At 68.2% G+C, this 18,105-nt stretch carries 16 protein-coding genes; 12 read left to right on the top strand and 4 right to left on the bottom strand.

Annotated elements, in window-relative coordinates; translation table 11 throughout:
• Positions 1–5: 5 nt before the first annotated feature.
• Positions 6–998, bottom strand: coding sequence for a LacI family DNA-binding transcriptional regulator (locus ACQEXA_RS60400; protein ID WP_432941373.1), 993 nt, complete (start codon positions 996–998; stop codon positions 6–8).
• Between the two features lie 174 nt (positions 999–1,172).
• On the opposite strand from ACQEXA_RS60400, the gene ACQEXA_RS60395 reads away from it, so the two are divergent.
• From ACQEXA_RS60395 to ACQEXA_RS60375, 5 genes are all read left to right on the top strand, one after another.
• A complete protein-coding gene (locus ACQEXA_RS60395; protein ID WP_432941370.1) occupies positions 1,173–2,213 on the top strand; it encodes a substrate-binding domain-containing protein in 1,041 nt (346 codons plus the stop codon).
• Positions 2,214–2,284: 71 nt separating this feature from the next.
• Positions 2,285–3,268, top strand: coding sequence for an ABC transporter permease (locus ACQEXA_RS60390; protein ID WP_432941367.1), 984 nt, complete (start codon positions 2,285–2,287; stop codon positions 3,266–3,268).
• The gene (locus ACQEXA_RS60385; RefSeq protein WP_432941365.1) at positions 3,265–4,080 is read left to right on the top strand and encodes an ATP-binding cassette domain-containing protein; all 816 of its coding nucleotides are present in this window, start codon (positions 3,265–3,267) and stop codon (positions 4,078–4,080) included. The genes ACQEXA_RS60390 and ACQEXA_RS60385 overlap by 4 nt, the downstream gene beginning before the upstream one ends.
• The gene (locus tag ACQEXA_RS60380; RefSeq protein ID WP_433135208.1) at positions 4,070–4,984 is read left to right on the top strand and encodes a PfkB family carbohydrate kinase; all 915 of its coding nucleotides are present in this window, start codon (positions 4,070–4,072) and stop codon (positions 4,982–4,984) included. The genes ACQEXA_RS60385 and ACQEXA_RS60380 overlap by 11 nt, the downstream gene beginning before the upstream one ends.
• A 77-nt stretch (positions 4,985–5,061) precedes the next feature.
• Positions 5,062–5,739 carry a nucleoside/nucleotide kinase family protein gene (locus tag ACQEXA_RS60375; protein ID WP_361828810.1) on the top strand — a complete coding sequence of 226 codons (678 nt, stop codon included), beginning with the start codon at positions 5,062–5,064 and terminating at the stop codon, positions 5,737–5,739.
• Positions 5,740–5,828: 89 nt separating this feature from the next.
• On the opposite strand, the gene ACQEXA_RS60370 is transcribed toward ACQEXA_RS60375, so the two are convergent.
• The 3 genes from ACQEXA_RS60370 to ACQEXA_RS60360 form a co-directional block, all read right to left on the bottom strand.
• Positions 5,829–6,227 (bottom strand): hypothetical protein, encoded by a 399-nt coding sequence (locus tag ACQEXA_RS60370; protein WP_433135207.1) that lies wholly within the window; start codon positions 6,225–6,227, stop codon positions 5,829–5,831.
• A gap of 72 nt (positions 6,228–6,299) precedes the next feature.
• Complete coding sequence (locus ACQEXA_RS60365) at positions 6,300–7,178, bottom strand: IS3 family transposase (RefSeq protein WP_433135206.1); 879 nt, start codon at positions 7,176–7,178, stop codon at positions 6,300–6,302.
• 29 nt (positions 7,179–7,207) lie between these two features.
• Positions 7,208–7,537, bottom strand: coding sequence for a transposase (locus ACQEXA_RS60360; protein WP_432929780.1), 330 nt, complete (start codon positions 7,535–7,537; stop codon positions 7,208–7,210).
• A 1,128-nt stretch (positions 7,538–8,665) separates the two neighbouring features.
• On the opposite strand from ACQEXA_RS60360, the gene ACQEXA_RS60355 reads away from it, so the two are divergent.
• From ACQEXA_RS60355 to ACQEXA_RS60325, 7 genes are all read left to right on the top strand, one after another.
• Complete coding sequence (locus tag ACQEXA_RS60355; RefSeq protein WP_432941355.1) at positions 8,666–9,037, top strand: glycosyltransferase; 372 nt, start codon at positions 8,666–8,668, stop codon at positions 9,035–9,037.
• A 169-nt stretch (positions 9,038–9,206) separates the two neighbouring features.
• Entirely contained in the window at positions 9,207–9,911 is a 705-nt protein-coding gene (locus tag ACQEXA_RS60350) for a dolichyl-phosphate beta-glucosyltransferase (RefSeq protein WP_432941352.1), read from the top strand.
• Positions 9,912–9,916: 5 nt separating this feature from the next.
• Positions 9,917–11,347 (top strand): glycosyltransferase family 4 protein, encoded by a 1,431-nt coding sequence (locus tag ACQEXA_RS60345; RefSeq protein ID WP_433135205.1) that lies wholly within the window; start codon positions 9,917–9,919, stop codon positions 11,345–11,347.
• Positions 11,320–13,821, top strand: a complete 2,502-nt coding sequence (locus ACQEXA_RS60340; protein WP_432941348.1) for a lipopolysaccharide biosynthesis protein — start codon at positions 11,320–11,322, stop codon at positions 13,819–13,821. Before ACQEXA_RS60345 ends, ACQEXA_RS60340 begins: the two co-directional genes overlap by 28 nt.
• Positions 13,818–15,614, top strand: coding sequence for a glycosyltransferase (locus ACQEXA_RS60335; protein WP_433135203.1), 1,797 nt, complete (start codon positions 13,818–13,820; stop codon positions 15,612–15,614). The genes ACQEXA_RS60340 and ACQEXA_RS60335 overlap by 4 nt, the downstream gene beginning before the upstream one ends.
• Positions 15,596–16,402, top strand: coding sequence for a PIG-L deacetylase family protein (locus ACQEXA_RS60330; protein WP_432941343.1), 807 nt, complete (start codon positions 15,596–15,598; stop codon positions 16,400–16,402). The genes ACQEXA_RS60335 and ACQEXA_RS60330 overlap by 19 nt, the downstream gene beginning before the upstream one ends.
• A 14-nt stretch (positions 16,403–16,416) precedes the next feature.
• The gene (locus ACQEXA_RS60325) at positions 16,417–17,961 is read left to right on the top strand and encodes an ArnT family glycosyltransferase (RefSeq protein WP_432941340.1); all 1,545 of its coding nucleotides are present in this window, start codon (positions 16,417–16,419) and stop codon (positions 17,959–17,961) included.
• The last annotated feature ends 144 nt before the right edge of the window (positions 17,962–18,105 follow it).

Raw genomic sequence — 18,105 nt, 5'->3', positions numbered from 1 at the left:
CGGTCTCAGCGTGGGCAGCCGCAGGACTGGCGGTGCTTCATCTGCGGCTGGATCCGGATCCGGCGAGCTGGAAGGTCCGGTTGGCGCAGGCGGCTCAGCAGCAGCGCGAGGCTCTCTCGACCGATCTCAGCGACTTGCTGGGCCATGGTGGTCAAGCGGGGTTCGAACAGGTCCGCCCACTGGAAGTCGTCGAAGCAGACCAGGGCCACGTCCTCGGGAACCCGCATGCCGAGTTCACGGATGGCACGCATCGCCCCGATGGTCATCGCGTTATTGCCGACGAACAGCCCGGTCGGCGGTGACGGCCTGGTCAGAAGTTCGAGGACCCGGTCGTGGGCCTGTTCAGGGTTGGATCCGCCCTCGACGACGAGCGCGGGGTCGACGCTAAGCCCGTGTGCGACGAGTCCCTCCCGGTACCCCGCGAGGCGTTCGGTGGTGGTGCTCAGGCCGGCCCGGCCGCTGACCATGCCGATGCGTCGGTGTCCGAGCTCTGCGAGGTGCCCGACGAGTTCGGCGGCCGCCGCGGTGTTCTCCGTCGCCACTTGGTCGACCTCGACCGGAGCAGCACGGTCGATGAGCACGACGGGGAACCCGCGCTCCATGAGCTGGGGCAGCGTCGTGTGCGCAGCCTCGGCCGAGGGCGCGATGATCAGACCGTCGATCTGACGGGCTTGCAGCTCACGCACGATGTGCTGCTCGATGTCGCCATCGTCGTGGGTGTCGCCAAGGACCAGGGTGTAGCCCGCAGCGCGGGCGTCCGCCTCGATCGCGTGCACCAGATCGCCGAAGTAGGGGTTGGACAGCAGCGAGATCGCCAAGCCGATCGTGTTGGTGCTCGAGGTGACCAGGGCGCGGGCCACGGCGTTCGGCCGGTAACCCGTGCGCGCGATGGCGGCGAGTACCTGTTCGCGGGTCTCGGGGCGGACCGCCCGAGTCTCGTTGAGCACGTGGGACACCGTGGAGGTCGACACCCCCGCTGCCCGCGCAACATCGGCCATCGTCACCATGGTTGTTGCCCCCCGTCTCCTGTGAAGGGCCCTATACAAGCGCTTGCGCGCAAACCTGTCAACGACGCGAAAACGCTTGCGCAAACGCTTGTCTGACGCGGGACCAGGCGTTACGGTCCCCACCGTTGATCGCTCCTCACGCAGCTGGCCAAAGGAGGCCCACGCATGTCGTACAGAGGTCCACACCGTTCGCCCCACTTCCGTAAGCACGCTGCCCGGGTGACGGCGCTGACCGCCTGCGGCATCCTCACCATGTCGCTGGCCGCGTGCGGCAGTTCCTCGAGCTCCGCATCGAACGGCTCCGGGAGCGCGGTCAAGATCGGGCTGATCACGAAGACCGACAGCAATCCCTATTTCGTCAAACTCCGTGAGTCCGCGCAGGCGGAAGCCGGCAAGCAGGGTGCACAACTGATCGCCCTGGCAGGCAAGTTCGACGGGGACAACGAGGGCCAGGTCTCGGCGATCGAGAACCTCGTCAGCCGCGGTGTCAAGGGCATCTTGATCACACCGAACAGCTCCTCGGGCATCCTCTCGGCGATCAAGCAGGCCCGTGACGCCGGTGTGGTCGTCATAGCCCTGGACACGGCGACCGATCCCGCGAGCGCAGTTGACGCCACTTTTGCCACGGACAACACCGCCGCCGGCAAGCAGCAGGGCCAGTGGGTGAAGGCCAAGCTCGGCGGTCAGGCACCGCACCTCGCCATGCTCGACGGCACCCCCGGCGGAACCGTGGACACCTTCCGCCACGACGGTTTCCTCGCGGGGTTCGGCATCTCGGACAACGACGCCGCGATCGTCGGCAAGGAGAACACCAACGGCGACCAGAACAAGGCCCAGGCGGCGATGGAGAACCTTCTCCAACGCAATGCGACCATCAATGCGCTGTACACGATCAACGAGCCCGCGGCCCGCGGCGCCTACCAGGCCATCTCGGCCAAGGGCCTGGCCTCCAAGGTGGTCGTCGGCTCGATCGACGGGAGCTGCCAGGGCGTTGCCGACGTCAAGGCCGGCAAGGTCGGGGCCACCGTCATGCAGTTCCCGAAGAAGATGGCCGAGGGCGGCATCGACGCAGTGGTGAAGTACGCCAAGGACGGCACGAAGCCCTCCGGGTTCCAGGACACCGGTTCCCAGCTCATCACGGACCAGCCAATGCCCGGCCTGCCCTCCCAGGACAGCACGTGGGGCGCGGCGAACTGCTGGGGCTAATCCACTGACCACAGGCTGGGAGGCGCCGCCGGATTGCGCCTCCCAGCCGTCCTCACCACCTGGAGTCCCCCATGGCCTCGGCCGCCACCGCTCCGCGCACGGACCGCGCGGGCACCTTGGACACGATCATCCGCCGCCCCATCGTCGGGCCACTGGCCGCACTGCTCATCGCCTGTGCGGTTTTCACCCTCATCACGGACAACTTCCTGGCCATAGGCAACCTGTCCCTGATCCTGCAGCAGTGCATCGTGGTCGGGATGCTGGCCGTCGGCCAGACGCTGGTCGTCCTCACGGCCGGCATCGACCTGTCGGTCGGCGCCATCGCGGTGCTCGGCACGATCGTCCTCGCGAAGCTCGCCGGCCACGGCGCCCCGCTTGCTCTGCTGCTCACCCTCGTTCTCTGCGCCGCGCTCGGCGGCCTCAACGGCACCCTCGTCACCGTGCTGCGGCTGCCACCCTTCATCGTCACGCTCGGTTCGTTCACCGTGCTGGCGGCCGTGACCCAGCTGTACGCCGGCTCCAGCACCTACCCGGTCCAGTCGCAGTTGCTCACCGCGACGGGCACGAGCGTGCACCTCGGCGGCGTCTCGTTGACCTACGGCGTACTTCTGATGCTGGCCCTGTACGCCACCGCCTGGTACGCGCTGACGCAGACGGCGTGGGGCAAGCACGTCTATGCCGTCGGCGACAACGTGGAGGCGGCACGCCTGACAGGGATCAAGGTCAGCCGCAATCTGCTCAGCGTCTACATCGCGACGGGTATCGTCTGCGGGCTCGCTGCCTGGGCGGCCCTGGGCCGCATTCCAAACGCCGACCCGAACGCCTACCAGAACGCCAACCTGGAGAGCATCACCGCGGTCGTCATCGGGGGCACCAGCCTGTTCGGCGGCCGCGGAGGAGTCGGTGGGACCCTGCTCGGCACCCTCATCGTCGGAGTCCTGCGCAACGGGCTGACCCTGGCCGGCATCGACAACCTCTACCAGAACGTAGCCACCGGCATCCTCGTCATCCTCGCGGTGGCCGTCGACCAGTTCGCCCGTAGGAGGAACAAGTGAACCCGGCACCCCGCGACCAGGCCGACGCCGGGCAACCCGTGCTCGAGGCTCGCAACATCGTCAAGCGCTACGGGCATGTCACCGCGATCGACGGGGCCGACTTCGACCTGCGCGCCGGCGAAGTGCTGGCGGTCGTCGGGGACAACGGAGCCGGCAAGTCCAGCCTGATCAAAGCGCTTTCCGGTGCGATCGTCCCCGACTCGGGCCAGCTGCTGATGGAGGGCGTCCCAGTGCACTTCCGCAGCCCGCTGGACGCCCGCCGCAACGGGATCGAACCGGTCTACCAAGATCTCGCCGTCGCTCCCGCCCTCGATATCGCCAGCAACCTCTACCTCGGCCGGGAGATCCGGAGGGCCTCCCTCTGGGGCCGGCTGTTCCGACGGCTGGACCAACCCCGCATGCGCGCCCAGTCCGCCCAGCACATGAGCGACCTCAAGATCGGGATCCGGTCGATGACCCAGCCGGTCGAGACCCTCTCGGGGGGGCAGCGCCAGGCCGTCGCGGTCGCGCGAGCCGCCGCGTTCGGAACCCGCGTCGTCATCCTCGACGAGCCCACGGCGGCGCTTGGGGTGCGCGAGTCCGGCATGGTCCTGGACATGATCCGCGAAATCCGCGACCGCGGCATCCCGGTGGTACTCATCAGCCACAACATGCCGCACGTGTTCGAGATCGCCGACCGCATCCACATCCACCGCCTGGGCAGGCGCCTCACCGTGGTCCGGCCGCAGGACCGGGCGATGTCCGAGGTGGTCGCCCTCATGACCGGCGCCATCTCCCCCGAGCAGACGGCCGAGCACACCGGTGCCGAGTAAGACGGTGCGCGGACTCTTCGTCGGCCTGGCGACCCTGGACACGATCTACCGCGTTGCGTCGCCGCCCGGCCCGAATCAGAAGACGACCGCGCACAGTCAGGAACTCGCCGCCGGAGGCCCTGCCGCCAACGCCGCTTTGACGTTCGCGGCGCTGGGCGGACAGGCGACACTGGTGACAAGCCTCGGTAGCCACGTTCTCGCCGGTTTCGCCGCCGCAGAGCTGCAAGAGCGGCAGGTGGCGGTCCGTGACGCCGCCCGGGACTACACGGGCACCCCCACCGTCTCCAGCATCTACGTCAGCGACGGCTCCGGGGAGCGCTCAGTCGTCTCGGTGAACGCCGCGCACCAGGACATACCGGTACCGGACTGGCTACCCGAGACCCTCGACGGCGCCGACGTCGTACTGCTCGACGGCCATCATCCCCGGCTCGCCGTGGCCGCGGCCCGGCTGGCGCATGAGGCGCGGGTCCCGGTGGTCCTCGACGCCGGAAGCTGGAAACCCGTGTACGAGGAGCTGATCCCCTGTACGAGTTTCGCGGTGTGCTCCGCGGACCTACGGGTGCCCGCCAGCGACGACGCAGCCACAGCGCTGCTCCGCCGAGGGGTGCCCATGGTCGCCGTGACCCACGGCCCAGACCCCGTGCACTGGTCGTCTCGCAACGCCCGGGGCACCGTCGAGGTGCCCGACGTGGAGGCGCGCGACACGCTTGGCGCCGGCGACGTGTTTCACGGGGCCTTCGCCTACGCGCTGGCACGCACACCGTCCGCTCCGCCCGGGCCGCTGCTGCGGTTCGCCGCGCATGTCGCGGCACTTCGGTGCACGGTACCCGGTCCACGCAGCTGGCTGGACACGCCGGAGTTCACGGAGCTCACGGTGCTCGCGAACCGCTTGGGCGACCACTGACCCCCTCGACGCACGTCTTCCTCAACATGCCGCCGCGCGCGGCAGCCGCACAGAACCGCACGACCGAAGGACCAGGCATGCCGCAGCTGACCGAACACTCCCTCGACCAGCTCGTCAATCGAGCCCGTTCCCTGGTGGTATCGGGACAACGACGCATACTCGGCATCACCGGGGCCCCGGGCGCGGGAAAGTCCACCCTTGCCCACGCGCTGGTGCGGGAGCTGGCCCCGCATGCGGTGCTGGTCTCAATGGACGGCTACCACCTCGCCAACGCGGTGCTCGAGCAACTCGGCCGCCGACCCCGCAAGGGGGCCGAAGACACCTTCGACGCTGCCGGCTACGTCTCGTTGCTGCGCAGGCTGCACCGCCAGCAGGAGACTGTGGTCTACGCACCCGAGTTCCGCCGGGAGATCGAAGAACCCATCGCAGGAGCCATCCCCGTTGCACGAGAGGTACCGCTGGTCGTGACGGAAGGAAACTACCTCCTTGTGGACCGCGGGGCATGGGCACCGGTCCGTCACCTGCTCGACGAGACATGGTTCCTCGCCCCCGAGGACGATCTCAGGCTGCTCCGGCTGGCCCGCCGCCACGAGGCGTTCGGAAAGAACCCAGTCGAGGCGGAGCGCTGGGCCCGGGGCAGCGATCAGCGCAACGCCGACTTGATCGACACCACCCGCGATCGGGCCGACCTCCTCGTGCGCTTGACCGACCAGGTGGCTGCCGCGACGACGGGAGACACACAGCGGCTGATCTAGAAATCGTCCGGCGTTTTGAGAAGGCAGTTCGTAAGGTGATGTCCGTTTCCAGGTGATGCTTGGGGCAGGAGTGCTGGCCGCGGTGCCGGCTACTGCTTTTTCGCGAAGTTGCCGGTGTCGGCTTCGGTGAGGATGCCAAGTTTGACCAGGCGCTTCAGCTTGGCCCGGGTGCCTTCGACGTTCTTCGGCAGCACTTCGTGACCGAGGGCCTGGCAGACGTCCTTGGCCCGCAAGGGGCCGGTCGCCTCGTTGAAGACAGCGAGGATGCGCGGGTAGTCCGGGTGCTCGGGCAGCTCCGGCAGGGATGCGGGGAGCCGGTCGGCGAGGCCGGTGACCGTCTTTCGGGTGATCGCGAGGTGCTCGAGGTGTGTCTCGGCCTCCCGCAGCCGGGTCCGCAGGGCGTCGATCTGTGCGCGAAGGTCGTCGGCCAGCGCCCGGGCCGCGTCCTCCTGGATGTCCAGTGCCTCCAGGAGGGGGCGAATGTTCATGCGCTCACCGCCTCTTCGCGCCAGGTGGAGGTGTTCGCGCCGGTGTCAATCCCCTCGAACTGTGGAGGCCTGCTAAGCGGCCAGCTCCAGGACGGAGTTAGCCCGGTGGTCGTGTTCGTAGTCGATCGGACTGCGGTAGCCGCACACGCTGTGTAGCCGATGGGTGTTGTAGAACCCGGTGATCCACGTGGCGATCTTCAGTCGGGCCTCGGTGCGGGTGGCGAAGGTGTGCCGGTGAACGTACTCGACCTTGAGCACGCTGTTGAACGCCTCGCTGACGGCATTGTCGAAACACGAGCCGACCCGGCCCATGGACTGGGTCACGCCCAGGCGGCGGCAGGTCCGCTTGAACCGGCGAGAGACGTATTCCGAACCCCTGTCGCTGTGGAAGATCACGCCCTTGACGTCGCCGCCTCGGGTGGCGGCGGCCATGTGCAGGGAGGCCACGACGAGTTCGGCATCATGGTGGGCGCTCATCGCGTAGCCGAGCAGGCGGCGCGAGAACAGATCGATCACGGTGGCCAGGTGGAGCTTCCCCTCGCTCGTGACGATCTCCGTCATGTCGCCCGCCCAGACCTGATCGGGTGCGTCGGCGGTGAAGTCACGGCGCACGAAGTCCGGGGCCGCGGCCCGCCTGCCGGGGCGAGTGAGCCCACGCCTGCGGCGTATCTTGCGTCCGGCCAGGCCGAGTTCGGCCATGAGCTTGGCGACGGTGTTCACCGATACCCGCCATCCCTCCCGTATGAGCGTGATCCAGATCTTCGGGGAGCCGTAGGTGCCGCCCGAGGTGTCGAAGATGTGCTTGATCGCGTCGGCCAGTTCCTCACGCCGCACCTCGCGCGCGGTGACGGGTCGATCCCGCCACTTGTAGAACCACGACTCCGACACGCCCAGCACACGGCACGCGAGGTTGTGCGGAATGTTCTGCCCGGCCTTGCAGTCGCTGATCATCCTGGCCACCTGGGCCGGGTCCGCAGCAGCTACTTCACCCACAAGGCCATGCAGCGTTTGAAGACATCACGCTCCATCTCCAGCTCGCGGATGCGCTTGTTCTTCTCGCCCATCTCCCGCCGCAACCGTTCCAGCTCGGCGCGTTCGGCCTCCCGCAGCCGACCACTCGCCTCGGCAGGCGCGGGCCGGTCGGAGGAAGCCGAGCCGTTGCGGCGCCACCGCGAGACCCAGCTGTGCAGCGTGCCGGGATGGACCCCGAGTTCCTCGGCGACCTTAGGGATCGGCTTCCCCGTCTCGATCACGATGCGTACAGCGCCCTCACGGAACTCAGCGTCGTACTTCTGTTGCTTGGACCCCATGAACCTCAACTTCCCCTGGTATCACGGACTCCACGCTACGAGGGGACCCTCAGACCTGAACAGACACGTCAACGATCAAGACTTACAGCTGCCGTGACTAACCGAGCGACGTTGGACCCACGGGCACTCTGCGTCCCGGCAAGAGCCACCAGGTCCCATACGCACTGTGACGGTGCCTCAGCCCGCTTGGCGACCCGCACCGCTCAAGCTCGAAGACCCGAAATACTCTCACCCGCCCATTAGTTGAATTTACATCACTTATTGCACGTCGGGCGTGGACACCCATGTTTCTCCCCGCCTTTAAGTGTATCCGACGCAGTCGCCGCGCATGTGCGGTCCCATGCGTCATTGCGAGATGCCGTGCGAGATGAATCCCGGGCGTGAAGGGCGCGAGGTTGGCCCGTTCGAGTGGGTTTTTGTTGTGGATTGCCTGTGTCGAAATTCCGGCCGTACGCGTCCCATCTGCAACTTCGTCGATCGCGTCGCTCTGCAGGCCGTGACTGGCGTGGTTGAGTCGCCTTGCGGGCGATTGATGACACACCCTACCGTCCAATCCCGTCGGACGAATCGTCCAATTTCATTGGACAATGTCCGGGTTTCCATCAGTGTTCGAGTCTTCGCGGTGCCCTGGGGTCGGCCGAGGTCCTTGGGTCGAGGAGAAGCGAACCGATGACAGCCATGCCATGAGCCCCCACGCCCTCGAGCCACGAGGCGAGGACGGGCTGTGCGGACTCCGACCCACCATGACCGTGCGGCGGCATATCAGCCTACCCGCCCGGACCCAGGGCCTGGGAATGCCAGTCACTCCCTCACTCCCCAAGACGGATCTCCGGGCCCGAGACCACGAACTGACCTTCCGGAAGGATGACGTGCCCCCACCGTATCCGTCCGAGCTGCACCGCAAGGTCCTCGATATGCGGGCAGCCGGCGAGAACGTGAAGACGGTTGCCGTCGACCTGACGCCCAGCGATCAGAAGATCCATCAACGACGGCGCACGCGCCCGCCACGCCTTGGGAGGCGCGGGCACGTCCGGCACTCGGCCAAAGCCGACGGAACGAATCCGTCCTTCCGTTCCGGTACCGGGGCGAGGACTACATCGTCGGCGCGCTCTTCACCCAGACCGGTGTATGACGTTGAGCGCGACCGTACTGGACCACGTCCATCGACAGCCCGGCACCGGCGGCCTGACGGTCCTGCACCTGACTCAGCTGGCCGACGGCGGGGTCGGCCGGGTCGTCGAGCAGTTGGTGCGCGCCCAGGTTCTGGCCAGCCTGCGGGTCGCGGTGGCCTGCCCGCCCGACGGGCCACTCGCTCCGGCGGCAGCCCGGCACGGGGCCCGCGTTCACCCCTGGCATGCGGTACGAGCCCCCGGGCCGCTGCTGGTCAGGGAGACCGCCCAGGTCCGCGAAGTGGTTCGGCGCGTCCGGCCCGACCTCGTGCACGCCCACAGCGCCAAGGCGGGTCCAAGGCTTCGGAGCCGGCTGGCGCGCCGGGCTTGACGAGCAGCGCTTCCAGGAGGTGGCGGACTTCAGATGCTCAATAACCGATCCCGAACGTACCGGGCCGCAATCGAAGGGGTGAAAAATGGTGTCGCTTTTGATGCCGCACTCGCGAAGACTTGATTCCCGACTGGACGAGGGAGTCCTGCGGTGTTTCAGGCGCCCACAGGTGGACCTGGAAGTGGTCATTCCCGCACGCAACGAGGAGCGGCGCCTCCCCGCGACCATTTCGGCCACCATCGATCACCTCGCGAGCCGGGGCTGGTCGTCGGCGATCGTCGTGGTGGACAACGGCAGCGTCGACCACACCGCAGAGATCATCGAGCAGTTCCAAAATCCTGCTGTCAAGATCTACGTGATTGGTTGTAGTGAACGCGGCAAGGGTGCGGCGGTGCGCCGTGGCATCCTCACCTCCTCGGCGCGTTTCATCGGTTTCATCGACGCGGACAACGCGACACCCATCGCGACCCTGGACGACGCGATGGCGTTGCTGGGTGAGGGGTACGACGCCGTCATCGCGTCCAGGCGCGCTCCCGGTGCGCGATACGAGGTCGAGCAGTCGGTGGCGCGACGAGGAGGGGGGTGGGTGTTTCGCAGGCTCGCCCATTTAACCTTGCCAGACATTTCGGACACCCAGTGCGGCTTCAAGTTCTTCAACGGGCCGCTGGTGCGCGAGATCGCCGAGAACTGCCGCATCAACGGGTTCGCGTTCGACGTGGAGATGCTCGCTCGCATCGTGCGCACCGGGCACACCTGCGTTGAGGTGCCGATTGCCTGGTCGGACGTCCCGGGATCGACGTTCTCAGCCCGACGCGACGGTTTCCGTGCCATGGCCGACCTGCTCCGTATCGCCATCTCTCGGGGAACAGGATGACCGCATTGGATCAGCTCGCCGGCATGCATGTGTTGTTCCTGAACTGGCGCGACCCCTCCCATCCACAGGCCGGCGGGGCGGAAACCTACTGCTTCGAGATCGCGCGACGGTGGGCCGAAGTCGGCGTGCAAGTGACCCTCTTCACCTCCCGATACCCGGGGGCTGCGTCGCACGACTCCTGGGAAGGGGTGTCGATCCGGCGGAACGGCGGTACCTTCGGCGTCTATTCCGCGGCCGCACGCCACCTGCGCGGAAGCCGCCGTGAGTACGACGCCGTGGTCGACTTCCAAAACGGCATCCCGTTCTTCTCGCCGCTCTTCGCCCCCCGGTGGACGGCGAGAGTCTGCGTCATCCACCACGTTCACCAGGACCAGTTCGATCTCCGTTTCGACTGGCCTTTGAACATGGTGGGCCGGGTCCTGGAGAAGCAAGCCAGCCGACTGGTGTACCGGGGGTGTCCCATCGTCGCGGTCTCCCCCTCGACGCGCGAGGAAGTGCGTCGTCGCCTCGGCTTCAACAATCCGATCTACCTGGTGCCGAACGGCGCTCCCCCCCCGCCCGAGGTCCGGCTGCCGCGCAGTGCGACGCCCACCATCGCGGTCGTGAACCGGCTCGTGCCCCACAAGCGAATCGACTTGTTGCTCCAGGCCGTCCCCGCCCTGCTGCGTCGCTGGCCGGACCTTCACATCGACATCGCCGGCGACGGAAGCGAGCTTGAGGGGTTGCAGAAACTGGCTGCCAAGCTCGGCCTCGGTCTCGTCGTCGACTTCCACGGGCACGTGGACGAGGACCGGAAACGCGAGCTGCTCACAAGGGCATGGCTCACGGTCGTGCCCTCCCGCGCCGAAGGCTGGGGCCTCGCCGTGATCGAGGCCAACAGCATGGGAACTCCCGCGCTCGCCTTCGAGGTGCCCGGCCTGCGGGACGCCATCCAGGATGGCCGCAACGGCTGGTTACTGCCGCCCAGCACGGATCTCGCCGAGGGCATCCACCATGCACTCGATGAACTCAGTGTCGCGGGGGTGCCAGAACGGATGGCCCATCAATGCCTCGCTTGGGCCGCTGGCTTCTCCTGGGACGACAGCGCCGTGCGACTCGCCGAGGTGGTTCTGGCCGAGTCGCGGCGCGTGCAGCAGCACCGCAAGCCACGCCGCAAGATCAGTGACCTTTCGGTCGTGGCGCAGTTCGAGGCGGAAGACGGCGATGCCCTGGAGCGCGTCATGAAGGCCTCGCTGCAGCCGACCGATGCGTGGATCAGGCGGGAGAACGCGTTCCGGCTCCTCCTGCATGGGTGTGACGAGGTCCTCGCACTGAAGAAGCTGCGGCGCCTTGGCGTGGAAGTAGAAGAGGCATCCGTCACGCTGGCGAAAAGCCGGGACCTCCTCCACGGGATCGAGAAAAATCTTACATGGCCACCTCCCACGCAGCCGGTCTGAAGGCATCGGCGCAGCCAGACCAGATCGCGGCGGTTCGCGGCGCCCGGTGGTACACGGTGGCCTTCCTGGCCGTCGGGATCTTCAACTACGGGTACGCGCTGCTGCTCACCCGGTCGCTGGATGCCGCTGCCTACTCGCGTTTCAGCGCCGGCCAAGGGCTCATTCTCTGCGCGTCCACCGTGGCGACCGTGGCGGTCCCCTGGGTACTGGCCCAAAGCCTGGCGCGCGCGCGTTCGAGCTCCGAACGAGACGACGCGATCCGGTTCGCCATCGTCATAAGCATCGGCGGCGGGATCCTCGCCGGCACCGCCGTGGCCGCCGTGGCCAGCCAGTTCGCTGGCCCCGCGACGATGTTAGCCCTGGCCGTCAGCACGCTGCTCATTTTCCTGAGCACCGTCACCACCGGATGGCTGCAAGGATCCGAGCGGATCCGGACCCTGTCGACTCTTACCTCGAGCGAGGCCGGGTTGAAGAGCGCGGTCGGGCTGCTGCTGGTGGCCACCGCCGGGTTGGGCGACACCGGTGCACTGGCGGCCTTCGGCCTCGCGGTGTTGCCCTCCCTGTTCTGGTGGCCGTCCCCGTCGTTTTGGTGGCCGTCCCCGTCGCGCGGCAGTGGCCGGTTACGGCACAGCGTGACGACCAATCGCGACCTATGGCGGCGGGCAGTGGGCATCGCCGGCGTGCAAGGGCTCGTGGCGGTGATGGGCGCGATCGACCTCGTGCTGGTCACGGTACTGCCAGGTGACCGATCGGCCGCCGCGAGCTACCAGGCCAGCGTGGTGCTGGCCCGGGTCCCCACGTTTATGGCGTCTGCGATCTCGGCGGCGTTCCTCCCGTCGCTGTCGAGGCGCCGCGCAGGGGAATCGCTCGCCGCCAGAGCCCTGAGCATGTACGTCATCGTTGCGTTGCCCCTCACCACGGTGTTCGTGACCGCACCCAGGGCGGTGCTGTCGGCCCTATTCCCGGCTCAGTACGGCATGATGGCCACGCTGCTGGAATTCACGGCGATCACGGGCTTCGCGGTCGGCGGACTCAACCTGGTGACGACGTTCTTCCAGGCGGTGGACGACTACACCTGCTTGTGGTGGCAAGCCGCCGGACTGCTCGGCTATGTCGCCGCGCTGCTCGTCGGCTGGTCGGCCGCGGGGGTGCGCGGTCTTGCGGTCGGCGCCGCCTGTGGGGCCGTGGGCGCGCTGGTCCTACTCGCCTGCCGCCTCGTGCGCCGCCAGGGAACCGGCGTCCTCCGTCGAGTGCCACTGCTGGAGCCCCTCGTGCTGGCCGGGTTGCTGACGCTATTGCGCCCCTATCTGGTGCTGTGGCTGATCGTCGCCACCGCCACAGGACTGCGCGCGGCCCAGCGCTTCCTACACCGGTCCGAAGCGCTCGACGCCTCGCCCCCCGTCCATCACGGCAAGGCGACGTCGCAGCCGGCAACGTGGCAGACAGCCGAGGCCTACGGACTGACCTCGTCGGCCCCGGCGGCCGACGGAGCCGACCACGTTCGCGAAGAGGTTCATGAAGGGACACACATGAATCGAGCACAAGGCCGCCGGGCGACCGAAACGGACATGCCGAAGGAGCCCACCCGGCTGCTCGTCGACGCCGTCTGGCGGGGCGACGTGCGCCCAGCCAGCGATGCCGAGTTGCAGCGCGTGCTGGCGCTGGCCCGGCGCAACCAGGTGGAGGGCCGGCTCGCGCGCGCGTATCCCCAACAACTAGCAAGCACTGTGGCCGAGGTGCACGATGCGAACGAGTTGTTCCGGCACAACCTGTGCCAGGTGACCGACCTCTTGCGGGCGGCGGGGATCCCCACCGTCCTCATCAAGGCGGACCTGATGGGCGACTACGTCTACAGCAATTTTGATCTCGTGGTGCGCGACTGGCAGTGGAAGGCGGCATGTGCCACCTTGGCGGACTGGTACGTGCACGAGTCGAAGTACTGGCTCGAGCGCTCGACAAAGGTCCTGCTCGAACCCCCGCTCGGGCCCGCGGCGCACCTGCACACGGCCGTGTCGTGGTTCGGCGTCCCGGTGATCCCCACCGGCCGGCTGTTCGACCGAGCCGTAGCACACAGCGCGCACGCCTGGCTGCTCCCCGATCCGGTCGAACAGCTGCGGATTTGGCTAGCGCATGGGCTGTTCCAGAACCTGGCACTGGACCTGTCGGAACTGCTCGCAGTGCGGGATCTGCTTCGCCCGGACGTAGTGGCCGAAGCGCGGCGGGAGGCGGCTCGTGAAGGCTGGGCAGCCGGGTTCGGTGGCGCGCTCGCAACGGCGACCGACGCCATCGGCCGGCTCGACCGCGGTCTTCCCATCAGGCTGCCGGTGCCACTTCCCGTCACGGTCTCCCTGAAGGTGGGGGCAGAGCACACGCTTCACCTACTGCACCGAGGACGAGCGCGCACAGCGGCCCGGGAGGCCGCCCTCCGGCTGCCGCTCGTCGTCGCCAAGAAACGAAGGATGCTCGTCCGATGAGCCCAACAAGACGCCCCATCCTCGTCGCGGTGTCCGGCCCCGACGGGGCCGGAAAGTCGTCATTGGTCGACCGGATGACGCCAGTGCTTCGCGATCTCGGTCTCCACCCCGTCACCGCGTACTGTTACGGCTGCGTCCTCTGCCGTCGCTTCCCGGCTTTCCAGCAGACGCGGCAGCCGGCGTCCGGACGGGGCGGATGGCGAAGGTTCAGCCGAGTCAGGTCGTCGGTCGATCGCGCCCACTCCCTGGTGGATGCCGCCGAACTCGCCGTACGGCTCACCGAGGCCGGGCTCCGAGCGCGGATCCGCGGGCGAGGGCGGCCAACCGTGGTCGTGACCGACCGCGGTCCGCTCGACGCCCTGGTGAAGTTCGACCCCGCGCCCGCCTCACCCGTGGCGACGCTGTTCACCCGCCTGGCCGATAGGTACGACGCCGCGCTACTGCTCGACGTCGCTCCGGAAGTGCTGGCGGCGCGTGACCGCGAGCACACGGTCGACCAGCTGGCCGACTACCGGCACCGCTACCGACGCTGGGGCCAGCGTCTTCCCTCGGTGGTGCGGCTTGACGCCGGCTTACGGCCATCGGCGGTGGTGCGCGAGGCGGTCGGAGCGGTCCTCGGCGACCGACCCGGAGCAGCCGCGGCCCTGGGTTGCCCTGACGCCACATCCGCGCGCAAGCACGTGGTGATCTCGAGCTTCGATGACACCGGCAACCCGCACTACCACGGCGGTGGGGCGATCGTCGTGGAGAAGGTGGCCCGCCGTCTGTCCGAGGACTTCCGGGTGACGGTGGTCACCGCGGCACGACGCGGCGACACACGCACGCGCGACGGGGTGTCCTACCGCTATCTGCCGGTTGGCTGGGCGGGACCACGGGCCGGGCAACTGCTCTTCCACGCGTTGCTGCCGCTCGTGGCGCGACGGCTGCCTCACGACCTGTGGATGGAAAGCTTCACGCCGCCGTTCTCGACCAGTTTCCTCCCCCTCTTCTCGCCGGCTCGGGTCCTCGGGATCGGCCAGATGCTCAGCGGCAAGACCATGTGGCACAAGTACCACCTTCCGTTCTTCATCGTGGAGCGCTTCGGTCTGCGGTTCTACCGGGACGTCGTCACCATGAACGATGTCGACCGTGAGGTGGTGCGCCGTCACAGCCCCGCCGCCGTGCACGTGATCCCGAACGGCGTCGACCGGCGTCACATCGACGAGGCCCGGCTCGGGCAAGGCGAGCACATCTTGTTCCTGGGCCGCATCGACGTGCATACCAAAGGCGTGGACCTGCTGTTGGCCGCGTACGCGAAGGCCTCGCCGTCGATGCCGCTGGTCCTCGCCGGTTCCGGGACTCCGGCCCAGGAAAAGAGGCTGGCAGCGCTGCTGGCCAAGACCGGTCGCAATGTCCGCTGGCTTGGCCAGGTCGGTGGTGCGCGCAAGCAGGAGCTGCTGGAGCGCAGCGCCTTCCTGGTGATGCCGTCGCGGTCCGAGTCGTTCGGCATCGCGGCGCTGGAGGCCATGGCCTACGGCAAGCCCGTCCTGCACTTCGATCTGCCCGCCCTGCGGTGGATGCGCGGCGGGGATGTGGGTGTCCCGCCTTTCGATGTGGACGAACTGGCCGCCGAGATGCAGCGGCTGGCGGCGGACGAGCAACTGCGGCGGCGACTGGGCCAACAGGCTCACCTAGCGGCCCAGCGCCATACCTGGGAGGAGACGACCGACCGCTACCTGTCCCTCGTACGTCACCTGTTCGGTTTGCCCGTGCCCGACGCGGAAGGGGCCGCGACATGCGAGCCGATCCACTGACCACCGCGATCGACGACGGCGTCCCGCTCGTCGTGCTGTCGCCTCACCTGGACGACGCCGTCCTGTCGTGCGGCGCGCTGATGCTGCACGCGATCACGCGGGTGCCCGTGACGGTCGCGACGTTCTTCACCGAGGCAAGCCCCCGGCCGTACACATTCTCGGCGCGCCGCTACCTCCGGCAGGTCCGGGCGTCCGACGCGGAGGCGCTGTACCGGGCCCGGCGCGCCGAGGACCAGGCGGTGCTCGAACGGATGGGCGTCGAGTGGCTCCACCTAGGGCTGACCGAGGGCCTGTTCCGCCGCAGGAACGGGCGCTCGTCCGGCGGAGCCCGGCTGGCGCTGCCCGAGCTGGACCACGTTTACCCGACGTACCGCCTGCATCTGTCCACCGGCCGGATCTCGGCGCACGACGCCGGCACGCTGCGCCGGGTGCGGGAGATCGTCGAGTCACTGGCCGCGCCGCAGCCGAGGCTGCTGCTCGCGCCGACGGCGGTCGGCGGACACGCCGACCATCTGCTGGTCCGGACGGCCGCCGAGGCGAGTCGGAAGCCGGTGGTCTACTACAGCGACTTCCCGTACAACCAGCGGCATTCTGTGGACATCGTCTTCGCCCGGCGCAACGCGCTGGTCGAGACGGTTTGGCAGCGGGGGCTCCCCGCCAAGGCAGAGCTTGTCAGCGCCTACCGGACGCAGTCCGACGCGCTCTTCCCCGGGGGAGCCGTCCCGCTCGTCCCGGAGATCTACCTGAAGGCCCATGTGCCGGCGGCCCGAGAGGCGGAAGTCTCGTGATGTCCGTCATCCACATGAGATGCAGGCGGGCCGCAGTCTGGTGCCGCAGGCACCAGACCGCGGCCGTCGCCATCGTCGCCGGCACGGCGTTCCTCGTCACCATGCTGGTGCGGCTGGTCGGCATGAACGAGTCCCTGGACGTCAACGACGACGAGGCCTATTACCGGGACATCGGCGTCAGCGTCGGCTCCGGCGGGTTCCCGCGCTACCAGGGCAGCCTGTTCCTGCTGCACCCGCCCGGCTTCTTCTACCTGGAGGCCGGCTGGCAGAGGCTGTTCGGATTCCGCCCCGACCTGGTCGCCGGGATCTACGAGATGCGCGCCCTGAACGTGCTGCTCGCCGGCGGTACCGCCGCGGTACTGGTGCTGCTGGTCTCGCGAGTCCGCTCGCTGCCCGCCGGGGCGGCGGCAGGTGTCCTGTTCGCCGTCGAGCCCTTCATCGTCCGGGTGAACAGCCACCTGCTTCTAGAGACCGCGACGCTGTTCTGGGCCATGACCGGGTGCCTGCTGCTGATCCCCCTGACCAGACGTCGGCGCCGACCGCCCTGGCCGTACGCCCGAGCGGTCGGCGCCGGTCTGCTGCTGGGGCTGGCCATCCTGACCAAGGACGAGGCGGCGCTCATCACGGTGCTGCCCCTGCTGCTGGCCGCGGTGCTGGGCTGGGGAGCGCGCCGCCCGCTGCTGGTGGCAGCCGGAGCCAGCCTGCTGCCCTACTCCGCCTACGTCGTCGTCCTGGCCGCCAACCACCATTTCCACGAGTACCTCGACGTCAAGACGGGCGGTCTGAGGCGGTTCGTCGGCGTCCAGCAGGAGACCGGCTTCAACGCGCCCGGTGCGCCGTCCCTGGTCAACCGCCTGCTGATGGAGTCGCCCACCTACTGCGTCACCTACGGGCTGGTACTCCTCGGCTTGGTGGCGCTGGTGAAGCTGCTTCGCCGTGGCAGCCCGGCACAGCGCCTGATCGCGCTCTTCCAGGCGTCGGCGCTCGTCACCATCGGCTACACCTTCGCGTTCGGGACGCTGGAGGAGCAGATCCTGTACCTGCTTCTCGTGCCCACCGTGGCCTCGGTGACGCTGGCTGCTTCACCGCTCGCCCTGCGCACGGGTCAGCCGCGAGCACTCCGACAGGCCAGCAGTGCCACAGTCGCACTCCTCACGCTCGCACTGGTGCTCTCCAGCACCACGTACACGATGGCCCGGACGAAGACCGACGACGGCTACGCGCGGCTGCGCGCCTACATGGCCGAGCGCGTGCCCGCCGGCAGCCGAATCACCGTGGTCGGCGGCCCTGGTGTCGTCCTCTCGGACAAGTACAAGGTCGGCGCATGGCTGGATCCGGCGGACCGGACGGCGAACCGGGTGCGCTATGCGGTCGTCGTCCACCAACTGGTCAACCAGGGCTACAGCAACGTCACGCCCGCCCAGGCACAGGCCCTCGCTGCCCAGGGCACACTGCTGTTCTCCTTCGACGGACCGACCTTCGGTCCGATCGAGCTCTACCGGTTGCCGCTGCTCCAGGCGCTGCCGACGTCCCAGGCAGCACCGATCCATGACCGTTGAGGACGGCCGACTCCGGGTGTCGCTGCAGGATCGGGCCCGCGAGAACGTCCGGTACCTGGTCGTCCCGTGGAAAGAGGTCGACCAGGGCTATTCGTACCTTCCTTTCGGCGAGCGCGGTGCGGGCCCTGACCGAGCACGCCGATC

The organism is Streptomyces sp. CA-106110 (assembly GCF_050936285.1).
Classification (GTDB): domain Bacteria; phylum Actinomycetota; class Actinomycetes; order Streptomycetales; family Streptomycetaceae; genus Streptomyces.
Note: the sequence above shows the minus strand (reverse complement) of the source record. Positions and strands in the feature narration are given on the sequence as shown.